The following is a 26,556-nucleotide window of genomic DNA, read 5'->3' on the forward strand; positions in this document are numbered from 1 at the left end:
AGGGAGAGCACCGAGATGGCGACGTTCGTACTGGTACCGGGCTTCTGGTTGGGCGCGTGGGCGTGGCGGGAGGTCACCGCCGGGCTGCGCGGACGCGGGCACGAGGTGTACCCACTGACCCTGACCGGCCTGGCCGACCGGGCCCACCTGGCCGGCCCGGAGGTGACCCTGGAGACACACACGAGGGACATCAGCACGCTGCTCGACGCCGAGGACCTGCGGGACGTACTCCTGGTCGGGCACTCCGGCGGCGGGCTGCCGGCCACCCAGGCCGCCGAACGGATGCCGGAGCGGATCGCCCGGCTGGTCTACCTGGAGAGCGGTCCGCTGCCGGACGGGATGGCGCAGTTCGACACCAACCCGCCGGAGGAGCAGGAGCGGCTGCGCCGCCTGATCGGCGACGGTCACCTGCTGCCGCCGCCGACCTGGGAGCCGGATCAGGACCCGGGGAATCTGGCCGGTCTCGACGACACCGCACTGGCCCTGCTCCGGGCCCGGTCCACGCCGCAACCGCTGCGCACCGCCACCGACCCGCTGCGCCGCGCCGACCGGCTGCCGGTACCGGTCGCCCTGATCGCCTGCACCTTCCCGGTGGAGGTGGCCCGGGAGATGATCGACCAGGGGCACCCGTTCTTCGCCGGGCCGGCCGGCGCCGACCTGCACGGGCTACCCACCGGGCACTGGCCGATGCTCAGCGAACCGGCCGGGCTGGTCGACACCCTGGACGTGATCGCCCGGGACAGTCCGCGGTGATCAATCCCGCAGCAGGGCGACGATCTCGGCGACCACGTCGTCCGGTTCGCGCCCGTCGGTGACCACCGTCGCGGTGGCCACCTCGGCGTAGAGCGGTCGGCGCTGGTCGAGCAGGTACTTCAGGGTGGCGCGCGGGTTGATCGCCAGCAGCGGCCGACCCGCGCCCAGGCCGACCCGCTTCACCGCGTCGGTCAGCTCCACCGACAGGTGCACCACGGTGTGGCCGACCAGCGCGGCCCGGTTCTCCTCGGCGAGCACCGCACCGCCGCCGAGGGCGAGCACCCCCGGGTGGGCGGCCAGCGCCGCCGCCACCGCCGCCCGTTCGAGGGTACGGAAGTGCGCCTCGCCCTCGTCCACGAAGATCTCCGGGATGGGCTTACCGGCCATCGCCTCGATGTCGTGGTCGGTGTCCCGGAACTCCACACCCAGTGTCCCGGCGAGCAACTGCCCGACGGTGGTCTTGCCGGAGCCCGGGGCGCCCACCAGCACGCAGACCGGCCGGCTCATTTGATGAGAAGGTTGTCGAGGTAGCCGGCGACGTTACGGCGGATCTCGGCGACCGAGTCGCCACCGAACTTCTCGGTCACCGCCTCGGCCAGCACCAGCGCCACCATCGCCTCGGCGACCACCCCCGCCGCCGGTACCGCACAGACATCCGAGCGCTGGTTGATCGCGGTGGCCGGCTCACCGGTGGTGACGTCCACCGTGCCCAGTGCCCGGTTCAGCGAGGAGATCGGCTTCATCGCGGCGCGTACCCGCAGGGGTTCACCGGTGGTGATGCCGCCCTCCAGGCCGCCGGCCCGGTCGGTGAGCCGCCGGACGCCGTCCGGGGTGGGCGCGATCTCGTCGTGCGCGACCGACCCCCGGGACCGGGCCTGGTACCAGCCGTCGCCGATCTCGACGCCCTTGATCGCCTGGATCGACATCAGCGCGGTGGCCAGCCGGGCGTCGAGCTTGCGGTCCCACTGCACGTGGCTGCCCAGCCCCGGGGGCAGGCCGTAGGCCAGCACCTCGACCACCCCGCCCAGGGTGTCCGCGTCCTTCTTCGCCGCGTCGACCTCGGCAACCATCCGGGCACTGGCCTCGGCGTCCAGGCAGCGCATCGGGTCGGCGTCGATCCGCTCGGCGTCGGCGGGCAGGGGCCGCAGCCCCGGCTGCGCGGCCACCGGGCCCAACTCCACCACGTGCGAGACGATCTCGATGCCGGCGGTCTGCCGGACCAGCGCCTTGGCCACCGTGCCGACGGCCACCCGGGCGGCGGTCTCCCGCGCGCTGGCCCGCTCCAGGATCGGCCGGGCGTCGGTGTGACCGTACTTCTGCATGCCGGCCAGGTCGGCGTGGCCCGGCCGGGGCCGGGTCAGCGGCGCGTTGCGGGCCTGCCGGGCCAACTCGTCCGGGTCCACCGGGTCGGCGGCCATCACGGTCTGCCACTTGGGCCACTCCGAGTTGCCGACCCGGATCGCCACCGGGCTGCCCAGGGTGCGCCCGTGCCGCAGGCCGCCGATGACCTCGACCTCGTCCCGCTCGAACGACATCCGGGCACCCCGGCCGTAGCCGAGCCGGCGGCGGGCCAGCTCGCGGACGATCTCCTCGCTGGTCACCTCGACTCCGGCCGGCACTCCGTCCAGGAGCGCGACGAGGGCGGGACCATGCGATTCACCTGCAGTCAGCCAACGCAACACAGCGGTCAGTTTGTCATGACCACCACCGCCCGCCGCGCGGCGCCCGTACCGTCCCGGCCAGCGGACACGGGTGGCACTTGCGGGAACCTCTACGATCGGCTCGGCGCGCCGGGAAGTCTGGTCGGCAGAGGCTTTGTCGACCCCTGATCCCGGGAGTTCCGGTGCTGCTCTTCGCATTCGCGGCGGTCCTGCTGCTGGCCGTACTCGTGTCCAGCCTCGCGCACCGCACGATCCTCTCCACCGCGGTGCTGTTCCTGGTCGCCGGCTTCGTCCTCGGCCCGGAGACCACCGGGGTCCTGGACATCACCGCCGACTCGCCGATCGTGGCGACCCTGGCCGAGCTGGCCCTGTTCACCGTGCTCTTCACCGACGGCATGCGGCTCGGCTGGGCTGACCTGCGCTCGGCCTGGCGGCTGCCCGGCCGGGCGCTCGGCTGGGGCCTGCCGCTCACCCTGGTGATCACCGCCCTGCTGGCGCACTACGTGGTCGGGCTGGACTGGCCGGAGGCGCTGCTGATCGGTGCCGTCCTGGCCCCCACCGACCCGGTCTTCGCCTCGGCGCTGGTCGGCAACGAGCGGGTACCGGGCCGGCTGCGACACCTGCTCAACGTCGAGTCCGGCATCAACGACGGGCTGGCCCTGCCGTTCGTGATCCTCTTCCTGGCCGTCGCTGCCGGCTCGGACGACCTGCACCTCGACGAACTGGGCACCGAACTGCTACTCGGCGTGGTGATCGGGGTGGCCGTACCGTGGCTGGCGCTGCGCCTGGAGAAGCTGCGCTTCTTCTCCGCGTCGACGCAGTACGAGCCGCTCAACGCGCTGGCGATCGGGCTGCTGGTGCTGGCCCTGGGCATGGTCACCCACGCCAACCTCTTCCTCGCCGCGTTCGCCGCCGGGATCACCGTGGCCACCTTCGGTTCCCGGCAGCGGGAGGCGTTCGAGCACTTCGGCGAGCTGATCGCCGAGCTGTTCAAGCTGGCCGCGCTACTGGTCTTCGGCGCGCTGATCTCGATCGAGTTCCTCGGCGAGATCTCCTGGCCGGGTTGGGTCTTCGCGGTACTGGCCATCATCGTGGCCCGGCCGTTGGCGCTGGCGGTGTCGTTCCTCGGCGCGCACCTGAGCCGGACCGAGCAGTTCGCCGCCATGTGGTTCGGGCCGAAGGGCTTCGCCTCGGTGGTCTACGGCCTGCTGGTGCTCCAGGCCGGCATCCCGGCCGGCGACGAGATCTTCCACCTGGTCGCGCTGACCATCGTGCTGTCGATCATCGCGCACTCGTCGACCGACGTCGTGGTGGCCCGGATCTTCGACCCGGCGACCACTCCCGCCTGGTACGAGAAGCTCCGACGCGCGTCAGCCGACCGGCGCGCCCGCCGCCGGGACCGAGGGCTCGTCGAGCCCGGCCCGGGCCGCCTGAACGACGAGTAGGCCAGGTCCGGTGGTGCCGCTCATGGATCGACACTGTTTCCAGGAGGTCGGGGTGACCCGGCGCTCGGTTGCCCCGACATCCTGGGAAGGGAGTGGCTCACGGCTGCCACCGGGCGGAGTGGCCCACGGCTGCCACCGGGCGGAGTGGCCCACGGCTGCCACCGGGCGGAGTGGCTCACGGCTGCCACCGGGCGACGAGGGCGAGCGGCGGCCTGCCGGTGTACGCCCAGGTCTCCAGGGCCGCCCGGTCGACCAGCAGAATGTCGAGCTGCCGGGCCAGCAGCAACCCGTCGCCGTCCGTGAACGACCCGTTCGTCACGAGCAGGCAGATGTCGCCGCCATGGACACTGCGGCAGGTGCCGGCGAACCGCTGGATCTCCGCACTACCGACCCGGTTGCCGGGGCTGCGCCGCTTGCACTGCACCACGACCCGGCGGCCGTCCGGCGCGGTGGCCAGGATGTCCGCGCCCCGGTCACCGGCCCCACCGCAGACCGTGACGCCGGTACAGCCCGACGCCGCCAGCAGCCGGCCGAACCAGTGCTCGAACTCCGTACCGGTCATCGCGTCGGTGACGCCGATGCGGCGGTCCCGTTCGGCCTGCTCGGCGGCCCGGCGGGCCTGCTCCCGACGAATGAACCGGACCACCGCCACGGCGCCGGACACCAGGACGAGACCGATGAACGCCGACCAGACCGGATGCCGCTGGACGAACTCGACGACCGCGAGCACCACGACCACGGTCAGCACGGCAACGAAGGCGCCGAGCAGCAGCCGGTAGTCGAGGCCGCCGCTGTCCCGCCGAGTCGGGCGACGACGCCGGGCGGAGGCCCGGGACCGACCGCTCGATCTACGCAGGTGCGATCTGACCCGGGTGCCGTCCCGGCGCCGGTACGAGCGGACTCGGTGCACCTCGCCTCCCCAGGGTGAGCCGAGTCCGCATTCTCCCGCCCGGGTACGACATTCCCACTGACAACTGTCAATTTCCCGTCAACAGCTACCACTCACGTCGCCAGGACGGCCGAGTTCACGCGCCTTCTGGGGGGGGGTCGGGCATGTCCGGCATCCGTAATAGTTCCTCCAGGTCGCGACGTTCCCGATGACTCAGCGAGTCGCCATCCGTGACGATGAGGAACCAGGGGACGGGGCAACTGCCCGCATGATCATCGTCGGGGCACGTTGCGTGACCGACAGCGTCGCTCACGGCAGCAACCTACTGGGTCGCCAGAACCGCGATCTGGATCTTCCAGAGTTTCTTCTCCTCGGAACTCATGACCGCCCTTCGGACCAGCCCACCGAAATCGGTGAGAAAGACAGGATTGAGACGCCAGCGGCTCACCTACGAGAAGCCTGGCTGCGGGACGGCAACCTGCGGAAACGGCGAGTGGCACAGCGCGATCTTCCCGTACGTGCCCGGCCCTCAGCACCGCCGGTCGTCGACCGATCGCACGGTGGCTCGGATTGTCGACCCGGCGACCACACCCGCCTGGCACGAGAAGCTGCGCCAGGTGTCCCACGATCGCCGCGCCCGCCGAACGCCGGACCGGGTTCGCCGGCCCCGCCGCCGCTCGTGACCGGCTCCTGTTGACCGGCACCGCGTCCCTTGATCGACTCGGTTTCCAGGATGTCGGGGTGACCCGCGCACTGGGACACCCCGACATCCTGGAAACCGCGAGGCTCAGGGGCACCAACGGGAAGCGCGGGCGGGCGGCGTCCTGCCGGCGCATCCCGTTGGGAGCCAGGAACAACCGCAGCTCTGGCGAACAGTCCCCTTACGCCGGCCGCTATTCGCCGGGCGCGGGCTCCGCCACGTAGGTCCCCCGTTGCGGCAGCGTGACCACCAGCCCACGTTCTCTGAGCAGTGCGACCGCCGCCCGCACCGTCCCGCGCGCCACCCCGTACGTCTGGCGTAGTTGCGTCTCACTGGGCAACGGCTGCCTCGGCCGCAGTTCCCCTGCACCGATCTGGGCAGCAAGTACGTCGGCAAGCTGCACGTAGAGCGGCGTCGGATTCATGGGATCGACCATCTCCGCACCTTCACAAACGTCCAGGACGGCCGATACTTGCAGTACGTCCTAGACGTCTTGTACGTGTTGAACGAGTTGACTTACCCTCTGCGGTGGGCCGTACACGCTCAGGAACAGGAGGCTTCCGATGAGGGTCTGGCGATTCAATCCAGCCGGAGACGGAGCCCGGCGGTGAGGGAGGTGCCGTTCGAGGTGCAGTTGGCCGGGTACTGCCTCGACTTCCACGTCCACAACCGCTGCGCGAAGTGCGGCCCCGACGGGTGGTGTCCCCGGGTGGCCGTTGCCCGGGCCCGGATCATCGCCTGGCGCCGGAGCCGACGGACATGACCGACCTGCGGGCCGGAGACGTCCTTCACCTCACCCGGGCGGCAAGCGTCCAGTTCGTCACGCCGATCCTCTTCCGGCTGATCCGGGTGCAGCAGGACTGGATCACCTACGACGGGTGGGTCTGGCTCGACGGGTACGAGATCAGGGCCAACGGCGAGGCGGTCGCCCGCCGCTCCGTCTTCGTCCAGAGGTCGGGTCTGCGGACCTTCCGGGCGGAAAGGCCGGTACCGGCCCGGGCAGCCCCGGGCCGGTACCGGCAGAGGTGATCAGTTGGCGGCGAGGACGCGGGCGTCGGCGGCGATGGTGGCGGCCACCGCCCGGTCGAGGGACAGACCGGCCTGCCGTTCGGCGTGCACGGCGAGTTCGGCGTACCGGCCACCGGCCAGGTGCGCGGTCAGCACCTGGAGGGTGGGCGCGTCGGCACCCGAGTTGAGGATGAGGTGGGCGAGCCCGGCCCGGGTCACCTTCACGGTGAAGGTGGCGGTCGCCGAGACCGTACCGGCCGGACCGGTCCCCTCGGCCTTGATGGTGTGCGCCCCGGCAGCCAGCTTGGTCAGGTCCAGCGGCTTGCCCGGCTCGACCGGCGCGCCGTCCAGGGTGACCGTCAGCGTGTCGACGGCGGCGCGGGTCACGGCGAGGATCGGCTGCTGGGCCCGGTCCAGTTCGGCCCGGTCGACCGGCGAGGCGATCGCCACAGCCGGCTCGGCGGCGGCACCCTGCATCAGCGCGGCGTTCCAGCCGGCCAGCTCGGCCGGGCGGTCGGTGATGATGCCGTCGGTGCCGATCCGCTCAAGCTGCTGCCACTGGACGGCCGAGTTGACCGTCCAGGCCATCACCGCGACCCCGGCGGCGTGCAGGTCGGTGACGATCCCCGGCCGGCCGAGCAGCGCCCCGGCGGCTGGGTTGTACGCGGTCAGGTGCAGTTCCTTCGCCAGCGCAACCGGGTCGGCGTCCAGGCTGCCGCGCAGCAGACCGATCGGCAGTTCGGGAGCGAGTTCGTAGGTGTACCGGAGCGCGTCGACCTCGAAGCTCTGGACGAAGACCCGACCGGTCATCTGCTCGGCCCGGATCACCTCGACGATTGTCGCCACCTCGTCCCGGGTGTGCGCGCCCTTGATCTCCAGCAGCAGGTTGCCGCCCCGGGTACGCAGGTCGGCCAACTGCTCGGCGAGGGTGGGCAGCCGGAGGCCGGTGTACTGCGGGGCGAACCAGGAACCGGCGTCGAGGGCCTTGAGCTGGGCAGCGGTCAGGTTCCGGATCGAGCCGGTGCCCTCGGTGGTGCGGTCGACGGTGCCGTCGTGCAGCACGAACGGGATGCCGTCCTTGCTGGGCTGGACGTCGTTCTCGATAAAGTCGGCGCCGGCCCGGCGGGCCACCTCCTGGGCGACCAGGGTGTTCTCCGGGGCGGCCGATGAGGCGCCCCGGTGCGCGATCACCGTGACCGGGCTGCCGGCCGGCCGGAGGAACCCGTTCGGCGGCAGTTCGGTGACCCGGACGTCGTCGAAGGAGACGGTGCTGCCGTTGACGATCAACGCCTGACCACCGTCGGCGGACCGGGCCAGGCTGGTGGTGCGCAGCAACTGCCGGCCGTCGAAGAACCAGCGGGCCTGGTTGCCGTGCACCTCGATGGCGACCTTGATGTCCCGCCCGGTGCCGGCCGGGTACGGCGCCGAACCGGTGTTCGTGACGTTCCAGGCGTTGGCGGTGGTGAGCTGCGCGAACTCCAGGCCGTTGGCGGCCGTGGTGCCGCTGCGCATGGTGGCGATCCACCACGGGGTACGACCGTCGGCCGGCACATCCAGGCCGAGGGCGGTCCACCGGGTGGCCTCGTTGACGGCCTCGAACCGTACCGTGGCCTCGAAGCGGAAGTCGGTCAGGTGCCGACCGAAGGTGATCTTCTTGGTGCCACTGGTGGTGGCGCCACGCAGCCGGCCGTTCTCGACCTTCCACTCCCCGTCGATCGCCCGCCAGCCGGCGGGCAGGGTGCCGCTGGAGAAGTTCTCGTTGACGATGACGTCACCGGGTTCGGCGGCGGCGGAGGTGGTCAGGTTGACGGCGGCGAGCGTGCCGCCGGCGAGGGCAAGCGCGGTCAGCGCGGCGATGCTCCGGGGCCGGGGACGGCGCCGGAGCAGTTCAGCGGACTTCGACATGCCAGGAGGTTAAGGACCAGACCATAACCGTGGACCCGCTGCGGGTTACAGGTCACCGACCTGCGGATGTACGCCTGGTGCGGCCCCGACACCCCGGCCTGGCGCCCGGACACCCGCGGTCAGCGGGCGGCGGCCAGGGCGGCGGCCATCGCCGCCCGGGGCGCGGATACCCCGGTGAAGTGGGTGAACTGGCCGAGTGCCTGGGCCAGCAGCAGGTCCAGCCCGGAGACCACCCGGACCCCGGCAGCCTGCGCGGCGGCGGCGAGCGGGGTCGGCCACGGGTCGTAGAGCGCGTCGAAGAAGACCGTCCCCGGCTGCCAGCCGACCGAGCCGGCCAGCGGGTCGGCCACCCCCTTCGGCACCGTGGAGATCACCACGTCGGCGCCGGTGTGCGCGGTCGCGTCGGCCCAGTCCGCGCCGGCCAGTTTCACCCCGAGGGTGGCGGCCATCGGACGCAGCTCCTCGATCGCCGCCGCCCGGCGGGCCACCACGGTCACCGACTCGGCACCGAGCCGGGCGGCCGCGGCCAGGGCCGCCCGGGCGGTACCGCCCGCACCGAGCACGGTCACCGTGCCGCCGGTACGCACACCGGCCCCGGTGAGCACGTCGACCATGCCCGGCACGTCGGTGTTGTCGGCGTACCAGGAGCCGTCGGGCCGGCGTACCAGCGTGTTGGCCGCACCGGCGGCGACCGCGACCGGCGCGACCTCGTCGGCCACCGCGAGCGCCACCTCCTTGAGTGGCATGGTCAGCGACAGCCCGGCCCACTCCGGGCCCAGGCCGGCGACCAGGCCGGGCAGCTCCGCCTCGGCGCACTCGATCGCGGTGTACGACCAGCCGGTCAACCCGGCCGCCGCGTAACCGGCGTTGTGGATCACCGGGGAGAGCGAGTGGGCGATCGGCTTACCAAGGACCGCCGCCCGCCGCACAGCGGTCATCTCAGATGATCCCGTTCTCCTTGGCCTTCGCCTCGTTCTTCCGGTGCTGCTCGTAGGTATCGGCGAACGCCGAGTGCCCCTTGTCGTCAATGGCCACGAAGTAGAGCCACTTGCCGGGCGGCGGGTCCATCGCCCCTTCCATGGCCTGCTTACCCGGGTTGTTGATCGGGGTCGGGATCATGCCGGGCAGCTTTCGGTTGTACGGGTTCTTCGGGTTGTCCATGTCCGCCTGGGTCATCTGCTTGGAGGTCTTGGTCTTCTGCCCGGTCAGCTCCAGGTAGTAGTTGACCGTGACGTCCATCTCCAGGCAGTTGCAGGGGAACTCGCCGTACAGCCGGTTGTAGGCCACCCGGGCGACCTTGCCCAGGTCGTCCTTGTTGCCCGCCTCGGCCTGCGCGAGGGACGCCACGATCAACGCCTCGTACGGGGTGATGCCGCCGCGCTCCTTCTGCACCCGGTCGGCGAACTCCATCTCCCCGGCGACCGTGAGGAAGTTGTCCACCATCAGCTTGAGGATGCTCGCCGCGTCCGCCTTCGGCGGGATCTCGTAGGTGGAGGGGAAGAGGAAGCCCTCGATCGACGGGGCGACCTTCTTGCCGTCGCTGCGCTTGAACCAGAAGTCCGGCACGCCGAGGGCCAGCGGATCCTTCGCCGCCTTCTCGAACTCCGCGACCGGAATCTTGGTGGCCTTCTCCAGCAGCAGGTAGGTCCGCTTGGCGGTGGTCCCCTCGGGGATGATCACCCCGTTGACCACCCGACTCTTCGGGTCGAGCAGCATGGCAAGCGCGTCCGCCGCGCGCATCTGCTTGCGCAGCTTGTAGGACCCGGCCTGGATGCCCTTGCTGCGGGAGTTCTCGGTGGCCGCCTCGATGAACGCCTTGGCGCTCTTGACCACGCCGGCCGAGTAGAGGGTGTTGGCGATGTCGGTGGCGGTGTGCCCGGCCTTCACCTCGACGACCACCTCGCCGGTGCCGCCGCCGGAATAGTCAGCGGCGGTGAAGAAGCCCTGGATCCGGTCGTAGCCGTACCAGATGCCGCCGCCGAGCGTGCCGAGCAGGACCAGGGTCATCAGCAGGGCGAAGAAGGTCTTCCCCCGGCCACCGGCCTTACCCTCCCCCCGCTTGCGGCGGTTCTCCACGTAGGCGCGGCGGTGCCGGCCCTTGTCGCCGCGCTCCCGCTCCCGTTCACGCTCCCGCTCGCGTTCGTCGAACGCGTCGTCCAGCTCGTCGATCATCAGGTCCGCCTCCGCTGCCCGTCTAGCCAGCTCTGCAGGATCTCCACGGCAGCCGCCTGGTCGACCACCGCGCGCTGACGCTTCCCCCGGACGCCACGCTCTGCCAGCCTACGAGATGCCACGACCGTGGACATCCTCTCGTCCTTCAGCGTGACCGGAACAGGCAGTATTACATCAGCCAGTCGGTCAGCGTAGGCGCGTACCTGCTGGGCCGCCGGGCCCTCCTTCCCGGCCAGGTTCACCGGCAGGCCGACAACCACCTCGACGGCGGCGTACTCCTCGACCAGACGGGCCAGTTCCGCCATGTCGGCCGGCACCTTGTCGGCGTCGGCGGTCAGGTCACGGGCGACGGTCACCAGCGGGGTGGCGAGGATGCCGTCCGGATCGGAGCGCGCGACTCCGACCCGGACCTGGCCGACATCCACGCCGAGGCGTACCCCTCGGGACAGACCACTCACGCGTCGGCGATCGCCTTCTCGACGGTGGCCAGCAACTTCGGCGCCTCGGCGGCCGGCAGGCCGCCACCCTGGGCCAGGTCGGCGTTGCCGCCGCCCCGACCGGAGAAGGCCGCCTTGACCAGGTCGGCGGCCGACAGGCCGCGCCCCTTGGCCGCCGCGTTCAGCGCCACCACCAGCGACGCCTTGCCATTGGCCCGGGCGGCCACCGCGACGACCGCCGGACGGGCCGGGTCGATCTTGCCGCGGATCTCCTGGGCGAGGGTACGCACGTCGTTGCCGGCCGCGCCCTCCGGTGCCTCGGTGCCGACGTAGGCGACCCCGCGCACGTCGACCGCCTGCCCGGCGAGCGCCGCCGCGCCGCCCAGCACCATCTGGGCGCGGAGCTTCTCCAGCTCCTTCTCGGCGTCGCGGAGCTGGGTGATGGTCTGCTCCACCCGGTCGGCGACCTGGTCGCCCGGCACCCGGTACAGCTCGGCCAGCCGGGACACCAGCAGGTGCTCCTTGGCCAGGAACCGGAACGCGTCGATGCCGACCAGCGCCTCGACCCGGCGTACCCCGGAACCGATCGACGACTCGGAGAGGATCTTCACCAGGCCGAGCTGGCCGGAGCGGGACACGTGGGTACCGCCGCACAGCTCCCGGGCGTAGTCACCCACCTCGACGACCCGGACCTCCTCGCCGTACTTCTCGCCGAACAGCGCCATCGCGCCGAGCCGCCGCGCCTCCTCCTGGCTGGTGATGAAGGCGTGCACCTCCAGGTCGGCCAGGAGCACCTCGTTTACCTGCTGCTCGACGTCGTGCAGCACGCTGGGCGCGACCCCGGTCGGGGTGTTGAAGTCGAACCGCAGCCGACCCGGGGCGTTCAGCGAACCCGCCTGGGTCGCCGACTCGCCGAGGAAGTTCCGCATGGTCTGGTGCACCAGGTGCGTCGCGGTGTGCGAGCGGGAGATCGCCCGACGGCGGGTCACGTCGATCTCGGCGTACCCGGACTCGCCGCTGCGTACCTCACCCCGGACCACCCGGGCCCGGTGCACGATCAGGCCCGGTACCGGCTGCTGCACGTCGAGCACCTCGACCTGCCCGCCGCCGACCGTGATCAGACCCAGGTCGGGCTGCTGACCACCGCCCTCGGCGTAGAACGGGGTGGCGTCGAGCACCAACTCGATGGTGTCGCCCTCGACCGCCGCCTCGACCCGACCGCCCCCGGCGAGCACCGCGCGGACCCGCGACTCGCGGGACACCTCGGTGTAGCCGGTGAACTCCACCGGGCCGCCCGCGTCCAGCACCGTGCGGTACGCCGACAGGTCGGTGTGCCCGGTCTTGCGGGCCGCCGCGTCCGCCTTGGCCCGGGCCCGCTGGTCGGCCATCAGCCGGCGGAAGCCCTCCGCGTCGACCTTCAGCCCCTGCTCGGCGGCGATCTCCAGGGTCAGGTCGATCGGGAAGCCGTACGTGTCGTGCAGCTGGAACGCCTTGTCACCGGAGAGCGCCGACTTCCCGGCCGACTTGGTCTCGGCGATCGCCGTGTCCAGGATCGTCGTCCCGGCGCGCAGCGTGGCCAGGAAGGCGTCCTCCTCGGCGTACGCGTACTGCGAGATCCGGTCGAAGTCGGAGGCCAGCTCGGGATAGGACGGGGACATGCAGTCCCGGGCCACCGGCAGCAGCTCGGGCAGCGCCCGGTCGCCGTACCCGAGCAGGCGGACCGACCGGATCGCCCGGCGCATGATCCGGCGCAGCACGTAGCCGCGCCCCTCGTTCGACGGGGTGACCCCGTCACCGATCAGCATCAGCGCGGTCCGCACGTGGTCGGCGATCACCCGCAGCCGCACGTCGTCCGGGTGCGACTCGCTGGCCGCGTGGCCGGAGTGCGCGCCGTACCGCTTGCCGGTCAGCTCCGAGGCCCGGTCCAGGATCGGCTTGACCTCGTCGATCTCGTACAGGTTGTCGACGCCCTGCAGGATCGAGGCGATCCGCTCCAGGCCCATGCCCGTGTCGATGTTCTTCTTGGGCAGGTCACCGACGATCCGGAAGGTCTCCTTGTCGACCACGTCGGCGATCTCGTACTGCATGAAGACGAGGTTCCAGTACTCCAGGTAGCGGTCCTCGTCGACCTCCGGGCCGCCCTCGCGCCCGTAGGCGGGGCCCCGGTCGTAGTACAGCTCGGAGCAGGGACCGGCCGGGCCGGGGATGCCCATGGACCAGAAGTTGTCCTTCTTGCCCCGGCGGACGATCCGCTCCGCCGGTACCCCGACGGAACGCCAGATCTGGTACGCCTCGTCGTCGTCGAGGTACACCGTCGCCCAGATCCGCTCCGGGTCCAGCCCGAAGCCGCCCTCGGCGACCGGCTTGGTGGACAGCTCCCAGGCCAGCGGGATCGCCCCGGCCTTGAAGTAGTCGCCGAAGGAGAAGTTGCCGTTCATCTGGAAGAACGTGCCGTGCCGGCTGGTCTTGCCGACCTCATCGATGTCCGGGGTACGGATGCACTTCTGCACACTGACCGCGCGCGGGTACGGCGGGGTCTGCTGGCCCAGGAAGTAGGGCACGAACTGCACCATGCCGGCGTTGATGAACAGCAGGTTCGGGTCGCTGATGGCGGGCAGCGGAGCGGACGGCACCACGGCATGGCCGTTCGCCTCGAAGTGGGCGAGATACCGCCGCTTGATCTCCGCCGTCTTCATCGCTGGTGCTCCTCCGGAAAGATCTCTCGGTCACCGATGCGCGGGTCCTCCCGCAGCTCGGCGAACTGGTCGTCGTACGCCACGCCCTGGGCGAACGCCTCGTGGATCTGCTGCTCCCGCTCGGCCATCCCCTCGCGGACATCGTCGACGAAGCTTCGCAGCGACTCGACCAGTCCGCCAGCGGATTCGGTCAACGAATGCGCGATCCCGCCCGGGGTGCACGCCTGCGCGGTACGGGTCATCTTCCGCACCACCAGCGCACCCACAGCGAGCCCCACGCCCAACCACAGCAAGCGCCTCATGGCCTCATTCTCCTGTCGTGCCCGCAGCCGGCCGGATCAGCGGTTGGCCCGCTTGGCGGCGCGGCGCTGCTGCTTGATGGTGTCGCGGACCTCGCGCTCGGTCTCCGCGTGCCGGCGGGCGGCGGCGGCCTTGCGGACACCGAACCCGAACGCGGCCACCTTGATCAGCGGGTTCGCGGCGGCAGCGGAGATCACCGTGGCGAGGTTGGCCACGTTGGCGGTGACGTTCTGCGCGTGCCCGGTCATCGTGTCGATCTTCGCAAGCTGGAGGTTCACCCCGTCGAGCGAGGTGTGCACCTGGTTGAGCGCGGTGTTGACGTTCTCCACCGTGGTGTTGACGTTACCGAGCAGCGGCGCGGTGCGGTCGTTGAGATCGTTGATCGCCCGGGTCGCCGCGTCCACGGTGTGCCGCAGCCGAAGGATCGGCACCGCCAGCACGAGCACGAGCATCAGGAACGCGCCGGCCGCGATCAGCGCAGCGACCTGTCCACCATCCACGCCTGTCCTCCTACAGAATTGTTCCGCCCACCGGACATCCCGGAACGCACGACCGTCCTACCCACCCGCCAAGCCTGCCCGGCACCGTCCACGCCTGGGCAGGACCGCAGCCGGCGACGGGCGATCCCGGCACCAGCCCCAGACCCTACCGTCCGTGATGTCCGATGGCCTCACGACGGTGACGGTGTCACGTCCTCCAACGGATCCTCGGTGATGATCGGGAACGGATCCTCACCGGTGAGCGACGGATCGGTACTCGGCTGCGGACCGATCCGCTCGTCGTCGATGGCGTTGCGCACCTTGACCGACACCAGCGACCCCTCGCACGTCGCGGCCTCAGCCGGCGGAGTGGGGGTCGGCTCCACCGGCAGGGCGGCCGACTCCTGGGCGACGGCGCAGGTCGGCTCGCGTACCCAGAGGTCGAGGGTCAGCTCGTCCTGCCGCCAGCAGGTGTACCGCCCCTTGGTTGGCTGCTCCGGGCAGCGGCTGACCTTCCAGGGGCGCCAGCCCGCCTCGGTCAGCGCCCGCTCGTACACCCGGGCGGTCTCCTCCGGCGGGCGCTGCGACTGCACGGTCCGCTCCCGCAGCCGGCAGTCGAGCAGGCACCACCGGCTGCCCGACATGGCGTCCTCGGTCTCCGTCGCCGCCCAGGCGGGCACGTCCAGCGCGTCGAGCGAGTCGAAGACCGGGTCCCGGCTCAGCGCCCGGACGCCGAAGTAGAGCGGTAGCGCGCCGAGCAGGATCACGCTGACCAGCGCCAGGACACCCATCCGCAGCCGGCGCCGCTCCCGCATCTGGCGGCGCAACTCGGAACGGGCGACCTGGAAGGCGCCACCGGTCGCCGGTCGGGGGGAGACGTCCGGCTCCCACTCCGGGTCGTCACTGGCCCCCCGCCGCAGCTCGGGACCGCCGACTGCCGCCGGGCCGGCCGGGCCGCCGGATACCGGCGGGGGTACGACGGCAGCGGCGCGGACCGGCACCGGGCCGCTGGTGGTCGGGTCGTCCGGGGTACCGGCGCGGTATGCCGGTCGGGGCGGGGTGCCGGGGCCGGCGGGCCGGGCCGGCGCTCCGGACGGCTCGTCGGTGGGCGCACCCGGTGGCCGGCCCACCGGCGCGGCGGCCCGGGCCACCACGGGTGCGGGCGGACGCGCCGAACCGGTCACCGGCCCGGGTGCTGGAGGTGCCGAACCGGCCGCGCGGGGCCCCGGCGCGGCAGGCGGCTGACCCGGCCTCGCTGCCGGGCGCCCCGGGATCTCACCGGACGCCTCGGGATCCGACCGACGCCGCCCCGGGATCTCCCCCGACACCTCCGGATCCGACCGACGCCGCCCCGGGATCTCCCCCGACACCTCCGGACTGGTCCGGCCCGCGTTGGTGGGTCCAGCGGCGCGGGGTGGTACCGGCGCGGGACGTGGCGACGGACCGGGCTGAGGTGGCGCCGCCCGGCCCGCGACCGGCGGCGGCACCGCTGCGCGGGCAGCCGGGCGGGGTGTGGTGCCATCCGTAGCGGCGGGCTCGTCCGTCGGGCGCCGCCCGGACCGGCCGGGGGCGGCGTCGGCGGCAGGCGGTACCGGCACGGTTCCCGGACGCGGCACCGGAGCGCCGGGCGGACGTGACACCACCGGCGGCGCCGACGCGTTACCGGACTGCGGCACCACCGGGGGCACCGGCGCGTTACCCGAACGCGGTACCACCGGCGGTACCGGCGCGTTACCGGACTGCGGCACGACGGGCATACCCCCGGTGCGGGGATCCAGGCCGGGTCCGCTGGTGTCGGGTACCCGGCGGCGGCCACCGGCACCGACCGGGCCGGTCACCTCGCCGGTCGGTTCGGGGCCGGCGTCCCGGTCACCCGGCCGGCTGACGGCGGGCGGCGGTGCGGGCGGGGTACGCGGTGGAGCCGGTCGCCGCTCCGACCCCGGCGCTGCGGCGGGGGGCGGCGGTGCGGGAGCGTCGGGCACCCGGGGTGCCGGGGACTGCGGGGGACGCGGGTGGCCCGCCGGCCGGACCGGCTCACCGGGCCACGGCCCGGCGGCGGCGCCGCCGTCCGGCCCCAGCTCGGTACGCTGCTGCTTGGCTGTCCGGAGGTCGTCGATCCAGCCGAGTTCCTCGGCGCTGACCGGCTCCTCGGCCGGCTCCTCGCTCCTCCCCCTGCCCCACCGGCGTCCCTTGGTACGCCCGTCCCGCAGGTCGTCGGTACCATCCTCCGGTCGGTCGGAGCCCCGCCCTCTCACTGGTGTTCCTTTCCGGCAGCTTCGCTGCCGTCCTCGCCTGTCGCGTCGCCAGTCGCGGGCCGGTCGTCGGCCGGCGCCATGTCCCCGGTCCTGGCCGGCGTACCCGTCCCAGCCCTGGCCGGGGTGTCCATCTCGGCCCTGGCCGGCGTACCCGTCCCAGCCCTGGCCGGGGTGTCCGTCGCCGGATTCGGTCCCTGCCCGCGCACGATCCGGCGCAGCAACGGCAGCCGGCCGGCCACCGCGCGTTCCGCCCCGTGCCCGCTCGGCTGGTAGTAGTCGACCCCAACCAGGTCGTCCGGGGCGTACTGCTGCGTCACCACGCCCCGGTGGTCGTCGTGCGGGTACCGGTAGCCCCGGCCGTGCCCGAGGCCCCGGGCGCCCGAGTAGTGGGCGTCCCGCAGGGAGCGGGGCACCCCGCCGCCCCGGCCGGCCCGGACGTCGGCGATGGCCGCCCCGATCGCGGTGGTCGCCGAGTTCGACTTGGGCGCGGTGGCCAGGTGGATCACCGCGTGGGCCAGGTTGAGCTGGGCCTCGGGCAGACCGACGTACTCCACCGCGTGCGCGGCGGCGGTCGCCACGCTGAGCGCACTCGGGTCGGCCATGCCGACGTCCTCGCTGGCGAAAATCACCAGCCGGCGGGCGATGAACCGGGCGTCCTCCCCGGCCACCAGCATCCGGGCCAGCCAGTGCAGGGCGGCATCCACGTCCGAACCGCGCATGCTCTTGATGAACGCGCTGGTCACGTCGTAGTGGGCGTCACCGTCACGGTCGTAGCGGACCGCCGCCACGTCCACCGCCCGCTCGGCAACGGCAAGGTCGATCTGCGCGGCGTCGAGCGCCAGCGCGGAACCGGCCGCCGCCTCCAGGGCGGTCAGTGCCTTGCGGACGTCGCCGCCGGCGAGACGTACCAGGTGGTCCTCGGCGTCGGCGGCGAGCGTGACCGCGCCACCCAGCCCACGCTCGTCGGTGACCGCGCGGCGCAGCAGGCCGCGTACCGCGTCGTCGGTCAGCGGTTGCAGAGTGAGCAGCACGCAGCGGGACAGCAGCGGGGAGATGACCGAGAAGTACGGGTTCTCGGTGGTCGCAGCGAGCAGGGTGACCGTCCGGTCCTCGACGGCAGCGAGCAACGAGTCCTGCTGGGTCTTGCTGAAGCGGTGCACCTCGTCGATGAAGAGGACGGTGGGCCGGCCGCCGGCCCGCCGCTCGCGGCGCGCGGTCTCGATCACCGCGCGGACGTCCTTGACCCCGGCCGACAGCGCCGACATGGCGACGAACCGGCGGTCGGTGGCCCCGGCCACCAGGTGGGCGATGGTGGTCTTGCCGCACCCGGGTGGCCCCCAGAGGATCACCGACATCGGGCTGGTGCCGGTCACCAGCTGGCGCAGCGGGGAACCGGGGGCGAGCAGGTGTTCCTGGCCGACCAGCTCATCGATCGTCACCGGGCGCATTCGGACCGGCAGCGGAGAGTTCCGGTCCGGTGCCGTAAAACCGTCGGCACGCACCGTACCGGTGGGCACGCCACGCGCCTCGCCCGGCTCGGCGAGGGAGAAGAGGGCGTCGGACTCCATCACGCAGACAGTACCGGCCCGGCCCACGGGCGACGAAAACGCGGCGTGGGCCGGGCCGGTGATGATCAGTTCGGGTCAGCCGCGACCCGGTCGGCGGCCCCGGTACCAGCGGCCGCCACCGCCGCCGGTCCGTCCGGCGCCCCGACCCACCCCGGCCAGGTAGAGCGAGAGCAGCAGCAGCCCGATCAGGGTGAGGGTCTGCCAGTTGAACAGGTCCGGCGCACCGAGATTGCTGTTGAGCAGGTCGAGCAGGAGCGCGAAACCAAAGACGACAGCCGCAGCGATGGCGAGCATTCCAGTCCTCCGGTGGGGGTTACCAGTAGGTCGACCCCGATGTACCCAAACGGACCGATCGTCAATCTCCACCCTGGACGGGGCAGTGTAAGGAAGGGCCCCCCGTTATCGCTTTTGGTAGAGGAAGGGCCCCCGGTTAACCAACTTGAGTTCCACCGGGGGCCCTTCCCCGTCCCCGGCCTGGCTCCCGTCCCCGACCGGCCCGGTCACCCGCCGGCCTGCCCGCCAGGCGGGCAGGTAGAGCGGTGCGGCGCAGGCGAGCACGACGGCTCCGGCGAGCAGGGCGGTGCTGACGGTGGTCGCCCCGGCCAGGGCGGTCAACAGCACCCCGCCGAGCGCTCCCGCCGGCAGCGAGACCATCGAGTTGAGCGAGACCACGCTGGTCCGGTACGGCCCGTCGACCTGGCGGTGCAACAGCCCCATGTGCAGCGGGTTGGCCGCACCGTGCACCGCGTAACAGGCGAGGTAGGCGATGAGGATGCCCACCGGCCCGGCCAGCAGGGCCATCCCGACCACCGTGCCGCCCTGCAGGATGTGCAGCAGGGCGGCGGTCGGGGCGGCCCCGATCCACCGGCTGACCGGTACGGCGAGCGCGGCACCGGCGGCCGAGGCGAGCCAGGCGGCCGCACTGGCCGGCCCGAGCAGGATCGCGGCCCGGTCCGGGTCACCGACCACCTCGGCGAGCCGGACCGGCAGCAGCCCTTCGAAGGTCACCATGCCGAACCCCCAGAACAACTCGACACCGACCAGGGCCATCAGCACCCGGGACCGACGCAGCAGCCCGAGCGCACCGCCGATGGTGGCCGGCACGGCCCGCAGCGAGGTACCGAGCGCCGCCCGACCGGCCTCCGGACTCCCCTCGGTGAGCAGCAGCAGGTGCGCAACCAGTGAGACCAGTTGCAGGACTGCGGCGACCAGGACCGGAACGGTCAAGGCGCTCACCGGGCCGACCGGGCCGATCGCCACCAGGGCCCCGCTGAGCAGGGCGCCGGCGCCGATGGCCAGCCCGGTGACCACTTCCCCGGCACTGAGGCCACCCTCGAAGTCGGCGGCCGGGTCGGCGGCGAGCGCGGTGTCGACGTACCAGGAGTCGAGTGGACCGCTGTCCAGGGCCCGGTGCACGCCCTGAAGGAAGAAGACGAGCAGAAACAGGGTGACGGTGTCGGCGACGGCGAAGAGCAGCAGCGCGGCCAGGTGCAGACCGGCGGCAGCGAGCAGCACCGGTCGGCGGCCGAGCGCGTCGGCGATCCCGCCGGTGGGCAGTTCCAGCGCCAGCACGACCACCCCCTGGGCGGCCACGACCAGGCCGATCTGGGCCAGAGAGAGGCCCCGCTCCTGCATCAACAGGATCATCACCGGGAAGAGCAGCCCGACCGGGAGCCAGCGCAGGCCGTGCAGGGTCAGGTAGCGCTGGCGGACCTGCCGGACGGTCAGCGCGCTCACCGGTCGTCCCGGGGACGCGGGTACCCGGCGAGGAAGAGCACCACCTGCTGGGCGTCCTCGTCGTCCGGCGCGGGGTTGTCCTGGTACCGCTCGATCACCTGCCACAGCTCGTCGGTGAGCGTGCGCAGCCGGCGCGGGCCCAGGGTCAGCAGGGTGTCCCCCATGCCGGCGACGTCACGCCAGTCGCGTGAGTAGTCGTGCTGGACGGCCAGCCACCGGTCGGCCTGCTCGGCGAGGATGCGTACCTGGTCGGCCTGGATCCACTCGGCGGCGGCGCGGGCGTCCGGGTCGTGGTCGAAGTCGGTGGGCTCCCACGAGCTCAGGTGGTGTGCGGCCCGCCACCACCGTTGCCGGGCGGTACCCCGGTCCGGGTCCTCGGCGACGAGCCCGACGTCGGCGAGTTGGCGCAGGTGGTAGCTGGTGGCTCCGGTGTTGGTGTCCAGGGTGCGGGCGAGCATCGTCGCGGTGGCCGGGCCCTCGGCCCGCAGGATGCCGAGCAGCCGGATCCGCAGCGGGTGGGCGAGCACCCGGATCTGCCGGCTGTCGAGGTGGACGGTCCGCTGGTCGTCGTTCTCAGACATAGATGCACAATAACTGTGCATAGAAACCATGCACAAGTTCTTTGCATCTACGGTGCGGCGAGATCAGCGACCACGTGTCGCCTGCGAGTCAGTTGGCCAGGAGTTCGGCGGCGCCGCGCAACCGGGTCTTCAGCACCTCGGCGGCCCGTACCCCGGTCAACCGGATCTCGGCCGGACGCCCGCTCCGGACTCGGCGATGGTCGTCGTGCGCAGCCCCCGGGTGTCCAGCCCGTACCGGCGGGCCACCAACCGACCCAGGTCCAGCCGGCTCACCTCGTCCGGGCCACCGGCGTTGAGGGGGCCCGCGTAGTCACCGGCCACCAACTCCAGGACCGCCGCCGCCAGATCGTCCACGCCCACCGGGCAACGGATCTCGTCGGTGTAGAGGGCTGCCCGGCCGGCGAGGGCGTCCAGGCAGAGCCGGATCTGCCTACTCTGCTCGTCCCCGAGGATCAGCGAGGTGCGGACCAGCGCGGCGGTCGGGTCGACCAGGCGTACCGCGGTCTCGGCCGCCGCCTTCGCGGCGCCGTACGGGAAGATCGGCGAGGGCGGTTCGTCGTCGGGGTACGGCTGCGGCCGGCCGCCGTGCAGCGCGTCGCTGGAGATGTGCACCAGCCGGGCGCCCACCTCGGCGGCGGCTGCCGCGACGTGGGCCGCGCCGTCCGCGGTGACCGTCCAGTCGGCGTACACGTAGGCGCTGCCCACCACCGCGTTCGGGCGCACCGTCGTGACCAGCGTCCGCACCGCGGCGCCGTCGCGCACGTCCAGCCGCCGCCAGTCGACGCCGTCGATGGGCGCGGCCTGCCGGTGGTACGTCCCGACGACGTGCTCCCCCGCCGCGAGTGCCCGCCGGCACACCTCGCCACCGAGGTGCCCGCTGGCACCCACCACAAGCAGCGTCATCCGCCCCACCGCCCCACCGCGTTGATCATGAAGTTATTGCCCCGACACGCCGTACCGGACGACAACAACTTCATGATCAACGCCGACAGGTGGGGTCGTGGCCGGTCAGACCGGGTCGGCGATTCAGACCGGGTCGGCGACCGGGGCGGCCGGACCGGCGGTACCGGTGTGCGGTACCGCCGCCGGCTTCGGCTTGGCGTCGACACCCGCCTCGGTACGCTGCTGCGCGGTGATCGGCGTCGGCGCCCCGGTCAACGGGTCGTAGCCGCCCCGGGTCTTCGGGAAGGCGATCACCTCACGGATCGAGTCCGCCCCGGCGAGCAGCATGCAGACCCGGTCCCAGCCGAACGCGATACCGCCGTGCGGCGGCGGGCCGTACTTGAACGCGTCCAGCAGGAAGCCGAACTTGTCCTGGGCCTCCTCCGGGGTGATACCGAGCAGGTCGAAGACCCGCTTCTGCACGTCGCCCCGGTGGATACGGACCGAACCGCCACCGATCTCGTTGCCGTTGCAGACAATGTCGTACGCGTAGGCCAGCGCCCGGTCCGGCGCCTCCTCGAACCGGTCCATCCACTCGGCGTTCGGCGAGGTGAACGGGTGGTGCACCGCCGTCCAGCCGCCCGCCGAGCCGTTCTCCTGGTCGGAGGTCGGCTCGAACATCGGCGCGTCGACCACCCAGCAGAACGCCCAGGCGCTCTCGTCGACCAGCCCGGCCCGCCTGGCGATCTCCACCCGGGCCGCGCCGAGCAACTCCTGCGCCTCGCGGGTGTTCGTGCTGGCGGCGAAGAAGACCGCGTCGCCGGGCTTGGCGCCGACCGCGTCGGCGAGCCCGGCCAGGTGCTCGGCGGAGAGGTTCTTGGCCACCGGTCCCCGCGCCTCGCCACTGGTCGCGTCGAGCACCACGTACGCCAGGCCCCGCGCACCGCGCGCCTTGGCCCAGTCCTGCCAGCCGTCCAGCTCCTTGCGGCTCTGGCTGGCGCCACCGGGCATGACCACCGCGCCGACGTACCCGCCCGCGTCGATCGCCGAGGCGAACACCCGGAACTCGGTGCCGCGCAGGTAGTCGGTCAGCTCGGTGAGCTCCACGCCGTAGCGCAGGTCCGGCTTGTCGGAGCCGTACCGGGCCATCGCGTCGTGCCAGGTGATCCGGGGAATCGGCCGGGGGATGTCGTGGTCGGCCAGCTTGGACCAGAGCGCGGCGACGATCTCCTCACCGAGGCTGATCACGTCGTCCTCGGTGACGAAGGACATCTCGATGTCGAGCTGGGTGAACTCCGGCTGCCGGTCGGCCCGGAAGTCCTCGTCCCGGTAGCAGCGGGCGATCTGGTAGTACCGCTCCATGCCGCCGACCATCAGCAGCTGCTTGAACAGCTGCGGGGACTGCGGCAGGGCGTACCAGCTGCCAGGCTGCAACCGGACCGGGACCAGGAAGTCCCGGGCACCCTCCGGGGTGGAGCGGGTAAGCGTCGGGGTCTCGATCTCCAGGAAGTCGCGGTCGTGCAGCACCTTCCGGGCGATCTGGTTGGCCTGCGAGCGCAGCCGCATCGCCTTTGCCGGGCCGCTGCGGCGCAGGTCCAGGTAGCGGTACCGCAGGCGGATGTCGTCGCCGGCCTCGACCTGGTCGTCCACCGGCAGCGGCAGCGGCGCGGCCTCGGAGAGCACGACCAGCTCGCTGGCGGTGACCTCGATCTGGCCGGTGGGCAGCTCGGGGTTGTCGTTGCCCTCGGGGCGCCGGGTCACCTCACCGGTCACCCGCACACAGAACTCGTTGCGCAGCGCGTGCGCCGAATCCATGCCCTCGCGGAACACCACCTGCACCACGCCGGAGGCGTCCCGCAGGTCGACGAAGATGACACCGCCGTGGTCGCGTCGGCGGGCCACCCACCCGGCGAGGGTCACCGTGCTGCCGGCGTCCGTCGCGCGCAGGCTTCCGGCGTCATGGGTACGGATCACGAGAAGCGTCTCCTCATCTGGATCGGTCTGCCCCCGCATTCTGTCAGGGTGGACCGGAGACGCCCATCCCGGGCACGAATCGGACGCTAGCCGGGGATGTCCCAGGCGGTGACCTCGATGGTCACCGTCCCGTCGTCACTGGTACCGGTCACCTCGACCAGGGCCATCTTCCAGGTGTCGCCGCTCTGCCGGGCGTCGGCCAACGAGGTCTTGACGCAGATCACCACGCCCTTACGAGCCGGCACCGTGATGTCCGGGCCGATCGGGGCCCGCTCGATCCGGACGTTGCAGTCCGCTGGGGTGAGCAGGGGGGTGTCCGCCTGGCTGCCCCTTGAGTTGACCAGGGCAAACAGGGACGGGTTCGCACCGCACCGGGCGCTGAACCGGAGGTCCTCCCCGTTCGTCACCCTGACCTCCGGCTTGTCGAGGTCGATGTCGAGGCTGGAGTCGCATCCCGCGCGCAGAATCAGGGTCACCTTCTCGTACTTTGCCGTGTAACGGGTCCGCAGATCGAGAGACGGCTCCACGGTGGTGCCGGGTTCGGCGCCGGAAGTCGGTTCCCGGGCAGGCTCCGTGATGGCGTCCTGCGCGGCCGGGGTCCTGGCGACAGGACTCTGCGACGGTTCGGCACCACCACCGGCCCGGGCGATGTCACGGGCGACGCCGGCCTGGTCCAGGGCCCGCCAGGAGACCAGCAGCGAGACGAGAGCAAGCACCATGGCGAGTGCCGCCACCGCAATCGCCACCGGCACACCGCGACCACGGGTCCGCTTCGGCGGGGAAGCAGGGTCAAGCGGACGGGCGGGTGACGGCACGTGGTCAGAGGACATCCTGTGACTCCTCACGTCGGTCGGCGGACGACCACGGATCGGGGCGCATTTATCCCACAGGTTCCACCAGCGCGCTGTCACCAATCTGTCACTACACGGGGTCTCGGTAACGTAGCGCCTCCAGGACAATGAACCCTCGCTTACCGATCTCCGGAAGGTGAGGTTCCGTGGCTGATCCCGGGGAGGCTCGGGTGCTCCGCGCCGGACGTGGTTGGCACCACCTGACCATCGGCGAGAAGACGGCAGTCCTTTCCCTCGGGGTCACGGTGATCGGCACCCTCGTCGGAGTGCTGGCCTGGCAGTTGCCGAAGCAGCAGGCCGGCCCATTGGCCACGCCGCCCGCCCAGACGGCGCCGGCACTGCCGGCGACCCCGGGTCCGACCACCGGTGTACCGACCGATCCGACCACCGGCGCATCGACCGGCAGCCGGGTATACCTCGATGCGTTGAACCCCGAGACCGGGGCCGGATACCTCAGGCCCCTGCCGCGCGCCCTCGCCGACGCCGGACTGACGCACCCGGTGACCGTGGCCTGCCCCTCCAACAACACCGGCGACCGGGCCCGCTCGGTGAGCTATCCACTGCGCCGCCGGTACCTCGACTTCTCGGTAACCCTGCGGCCTCACTTCGCCGCGCCGGAGGACCGGGAGTCGGTCGTGCGGGTGACCGCGGTGGTAGGGGTCAAGCAGGTCGACGACACAATGACCCGACAGGTACGCGGCACCCGGTCCGCCAGCTCGGCCAGCCCGTCGCAACCACTGACCTTTCCGGTCGAGGGAGCCGACGAGTTGGTGCTCACCATCGAGTGCGACGTACCGGACGGTCATGTCGTACTGGTCGGCGCTGAGCTGACCAGACGCTGAATCGAGGGACCAGGAAACACGGAACGGGCCGCCGGGATTACCCGGCGGCCCGTCACGGTAGGGGTGGTACCGAGGAACAGGATCAGAAGATGCTGACCCCGTAGGCGCTCAGCGCCTCGGGCACCGGCTGGAAGAACGTGGTGCCGCCCCAGGTGCAGTTGCCGCTGCCGCCGGAGGTCAGGCCCAGGGCGATGCTGCCGCTGACGAGCGCGCCGCCGCTGTCGCCCGGCTCGGCGCAGACGTTGGTCCGGATCATGCCGTAGACCGAGCCCTCGGCGTAGTTGACCGTGGCGTTGAGGGCGGTCACCGAGCCGCTGCGCAGCCCGGTGGTGCTGCCGCTGCGCTGCACCGACTGGCCGACGTAGGCGTTACCGGCGGCGGTGATGTCCCGGTAGCTGCCGTTGTGGAGGTAGAGGTTGCCGGCGGCGTTGGCCGAGTTGCTGTGCCGGACGATGCCGTAGTCGTTGCCCGGGAAGCTGGTGCCGGTCCGGGTGCCGAGCAGGTTGGTCTGCGCGGAGTTGGAGTACCAGCTCGACGAGATGTTGGTGCAGTGGCCGGCGGTCAGGAAGTAGTAGGTGCTGCCGCTGCGGACGTTGAAGCCGAGCGAGCAACGACCGCCGCCACCGGCGTAGATGGCCTGCCCGCCGGAGATCCGGGTGCTCAGCACGCCGGACTCGGACTCCAGCCGGACGGTGCCGCCCAGGCTCTCCACCGCGGCCTTGACCCGGTCGAGCTTGGCGCCGGTGACGGTGCTGTCCACGGACATCACGACCTGGTTGCTGACCGGGTCGATCCACCACGCGGTACCGGGGATCTTGGCCGACTTCTCCAGGACCGTGGTGGCCCGGTTGAGTTCGACGGCGCCGCGCTTGACGATCTTCGCAGTCGCGCCGGCGGCCCGCACCTCGCGGGCTGCGGCCTCGTCGGTGACGGTGACGACCATCTTGCCGCTGGCGTCGGCGTACGCGCCTGCGGAGCGGTCACCTAGCCGCTCGGACAGCGAGGCGGCGGCATCGGGCGAGGCGAGGACGGCGGGTGCTGCCTGCGCGGGCGCGCTCATCAGCGAGCCGGCGACCAGGGTGCCGGCGGCGACGATCGTCACGGCACGGCGGAGCGATGACCTCGTGGGTCGCATACGGGGCCTCCCGAAGAAGGTGGGGGCTTGGCGGGTTTCGTCCGGATGAATTCCGTTGGAGCTGGTCTTGCCTAGACAGTGAAATATGTGAATACTTCAGTTCAGCCCGGTCGATTCCCCCAGATCAGCCGGGTTGGTCCGGGACGTGTCAACAGGACAGGTCCCCCAACCAGCCCTCCGGCGACGCGCCCATCCGGACGGCCGATGACAGGGCAAACCGATCGGCCGATGGAGCACTCACCCGGACCACCGATGGATTCCTCCGCCCCGGACATCCCGCCGCGCA

At 71.9% G+C, this 26,556-nt stretch carries 24 protein-coding genes and 1 pseudogene; 5 read left to right on the forward strand and 20 right to left on the reverse strand.

What is annotated here, in order from left to right:
* Positions 1–15: 15 nt before the first annotated feature.
* Entirely contained in the window at positions 16–753 is a 738-nt protein-coding gene (locus tag V6U90_RS09770) for an alpha/beta fold hydrolase (RefSeq protein WP_334433687.1), read from the forward strand.
* Here the strand turns inward: V6U90_RS09770 and V6U90_RS09775 are convergent, their stop codons facing one another.
* Positions 754–1,260, reverse strand: a complete 507-nt coding sequence (locus V6U90_RS09775) for a shikimate kinase (RefSeq protein WP_334433689.1) — start codon at positions 1,258–1,260, stop codon at positions 754–756. It lies immediately after the preceding gene.
* Positions 1,257–2,435: a chorismate synthase gene (gene aroC, locus V6U90_RS09780; RefSeq protein ID WP_334433690.1), complete on the reverse strand. Its 1,179-nt coding sequence runs from the start codon at positions 2,433–2,435 to the stop codon at positions 1,257–1,259. Before aroC ends, V6U90_RS09775 begins: the two co-directional genes overlap by 4 nt.
* Before the next feature lie 161 nt (positions 2,436–2,596).
* Here aroC and V6U90_RS09785 point away from each other — a divergent pair, with 161 nt between their 5' ends.
* The gene (locus tag V6U90_RS09785) at positions 2,597–3,859 is read left to right on the forward strand and encodes a cation:proton antiporter (RefSeq protein ID WP_334433692.1); all 1,263 of its coding nucleotides are present in this window, start codon (positions 2,597–2,599) and stop codon (positions 3,857–3,859) included.
* Between the two features lie 175 nt (positions 3,860–4,034).
* On the opposite strand, the gene V6U90_RS09790 is transcribed toward V6U90_RS09785, so the two are convergent.
* Together V6U90_RS09790 and V6U90_RS09795 are read right to left on the reverse strand one after the other, a co-directional pair.
* The gene (locus V6U90_RS09790; RefSeq protein ID WP_334433694.1) at positions 4,035–4,769 is read right to left on the reverse strand and encodes a restriction endonuclease; all 735 of its coding nucleotides are present in this window, start codon (positions 4,767–4,769) and stop codon (positions 4,035–4,037) included.
* Positions 4,770–5,641: 872 nt separating this feature from the next.
* Positions 5,642–5,884, reverse strand: a complete 243-nt coding sequence (locus V6U90_RS09795; protein WP_334433696.1) for a GntR family transcriptional regulator — start codon at positions 5,882–5,884, stop codon at positions 5,642–5,644.
* A gap of 171 nt (positions 5,885–6,055) precedes the next feature.
* Here V6U90_RS09795 and V6U90_RS09800 point away from each other — a divergent pair, with 171 nt between their 5' ends.
* Positions 6,056–6,211: a hypothetical protein gene (locus tag V6U90_RS09800; RefSeq protein WP_334433698.1), complete on the forward strand. Its 156-nt coding sequence runs from the start codon at positions 6,056–6,058 to the stop codon at positions 6,209–6,211.
* A complete protein-coding gene (locus V6U90_RS09805) occupies positions 6,208–6,477 on the forward strand; it encodes a hypothetical protein (protein WP_334433700.1) in 270 nt (89 codons plus the stop codon). Before V6U90_RS09800 ends, V6U90_RS09805 begins: the two co-directional genes overlap by 4 nt.
* Here the strand turns inward: V6U90_RS09805 and V6U90_RS09810 are convergent, their stop codons facing one another.
* The 15 genes and pseudogenes from V6U90_RS09810 to V6U90_RS09880 form a co-directional block, all read right to left on the reverse strand.
* Positions 6,478–8,361 (reverse strand): glycerophosphodiester phosphodiesterase family protein, encoded by a 1,884-nt coding sequence (locus V6U90_RS09810; RefSeq protein WP_334433702.1) that lies wholly within the window; start codon positions 8,359–8,361, stop codon positions 6,478–6,480.
* Between the two features lie 119 nt (positions 8,362–8,480).
* Complete coding sequence (locus tag V6U90_RS09815) at positions 8,481–9,299, reverse strand: shikimate dehydrogenase (protein ID WP_334433704.1); 819 nt, start codon at positions 9,297–9,299, stop codon at positions 8,481–8,483.
* Between the two features lies 1 nt (position 9,300).
* The gene (gene mltG / locus V6U90_RS09820) at positions 9,301–10,533 is read right to left on the reverse strand and encodes an endolytic transglycosylase MltG (protein WP_334433706.1); all 1,233 of its coding nucleotides are present in this window, start codon (positions 10,531–10,533) and stop codon (positions 9,301–9,303) included.
* Positions 10,533–10,991, reverse strand: a complete 459-nt coding sequence (ruvX, locus tag V6U90_RS09825) for a Holliday junction resolvase RuvX (protein ID WP_334433708.1) — start codon at positions 10,989–10,991, stop codon at positions 10,533–10,535. Before ruvX ends, mltG begins: the two co-directional genes overlap by 1 nt.
* The gene (gene alaS / locus V6U90_RS09830) at positions 10,988–13,666 is read right to left on the reverse strand and encodes an alanine--tRNA ligase (RefSeq protein ID WP_334433710.1); all 2,679 of its coding nucleotides are present in this window, start codon (positions 13,664–13,666) and stop codon (positions 10,988–10,990) included. Before alaS ends, ruvX begins: the two co-directional genes overlap by 4 nt.
* Positions 13,663–13,968, reverse strand: coding sequence for a hypothetical protein (locus V6U90_RS09835; RefSeq protein WP_334433712.1), 306 nt, complete (start codon positions 13,966–13,968; stop codon positions 13,663–13,665). The genes alaS and V6U90_RS09835 overlap by 4 nt, the downstream gene beginning before the upstream one ends.
* A 36-nt stretch (positions 13,969–14,004) precedes the next feature.
* Positions 14,005–14,466, reverse strand: a complete 462-nt coding sequence (locus V6U90_RS09840; protein WP_334433714.1) for a DUF948 domain-containing protein — start codon at positions 14,464–14,466, stop codon at positions 14,005–14,007.
* A gap of 170 nt (positions 14,467–14,636) precedes the next feature.
* Positions 14,637–15,236 (reverse strand): hypothetical protein, encoded by a 600-nt coding sequence (locus V6U90_RS09845; RefSeq protein ID WP_442933558.1) that lies wholly within the window; start codon positions 15,234–15,236, stop codon positions 14,637–14,639.
* 1,460 nt (positions 15,237–16,696) lie between these two features.
* Positions 16,697–18,268, reverse strand: a complete 1,572-nt coding sequence (locus V6U90_RS09850) for a replication-associated recombination protein A (protein WP_334433716.1) — start codon at positions 18,266–18,268, stop codon at positions 16,697–16,699.
* A gap of 75 nt (positions 18,269–18,343) precedes the next feature.
* Complete coding sequence (locus V6U90_RS09855) at positions 18,344–18,562, reverse strand: hypothetical protein (RefSeq protein ID WP_334433718.1); 219 nt, start codon at positions 18,560–18,562, stop codon at positions 18,344–18,346.
* A gap of 105 nt (positions 18,563–18,667) precedes the next feature.
* Positions 18,668–20,005: an MFS transporter gene (locus V6U90_RS09860; RefSeq protein WP_334433720.1), complete on the reverse strand. Its 1,338-nt coding sequence runs from the start codon at positions 20,003–20,005 to the stop codon at positions 18,668–18,670.
* A complete protein-coding gene (locus tag V6U90_RS09865; protein WP_334433722.1) occupies positions 20,002–20,586 on the reverse strand; it encodes a helix-turn-helix domain-containing protein in 585 nt (194 codons plus the stop codon). The genes V6U90_RS09860 and V6U90_RS09865 overlap by 4 nt, the downstream gene beginning before the upstream one ends.
* A gap of 88 nt (positions 20,587–20,674) precedes the next feature.
* Positions 20,675–21,489: pseudogene (locus V6U90_RS09870) on the reverse strand (sugar nucleotide-binding protein).
* A 123-nt stretch (positions 21,490–21,612) separates the two neighbouring features.
* Complete coding sequence (aspS, locus tag V6U90_RS09875) at positions 21,613–23,442, reverse strand: aspartate--tRNA ligase (RefSeq protein ID WP_334433813.1); 1,830 nt, start codon at positions 23,440–23,442, stop codon at positions 21,613–21,615.
* 86 nt (positions 23,443–23,528) lie between these two features.
* Positions 23,529–24,188: a hypothetical protein gene (locus V6U90_RS09880; RefSeq protein ID WP_334433726.1), complete on the reverse strand. Its 660-nt coding sequence runs from the start codon at positions 24,186–24,188 to the stop codon at positions 23,529–23,531.
* A 251-nt stretch (positions 24,189–24,439) separates the two neighbouring features.
* On the opposite strand from V6U90_RS09880, the gene V6U90_RS09885 reads away from it, so the two are divergent.
* Positions 24,440–25,135 carry a hypothetical protein gene (locus V6U90_RS09885; protein ID WP_334433728.1) on the forward strand — a complete coding sequence of 232 codons (696 nt, stop codon included), beginning with the start codon at positions 24,440–24,442 and terminating at the stop codon, positions 25,133–25,135.
* Between the two features lie 82 nt (positions 25,136–25,217).
* On the opposite strand, the gene V6U90_RS09890 is transcribed toward V6U90_RS09885, so the two are convergent.
* Positions 25,218–26,270 carry a S1 family peptidase gene (locus V6U90_RS09890; protein ID WP_334433729.1) on the reverse strand — a complete coding sequence of 351 codons (1,053 nt, stop codon included), beginning with the start codon at positions 26,268–26,270 and terminating at the stop codon, positions 25,218–25,220.
* Positions 26,271–26,556 lie beyond the last annotated feature (286 nt).

Origin of the sequence: Micromonospora sp. CPCC 206060 (assembly GCF_036906895.1) — a bacterium.
Classification (GTDB): Bacteria; Actinomycetota; Actinomycetes; order Mycobacteriales; family Micromonosporaceae; genus Micromonospora.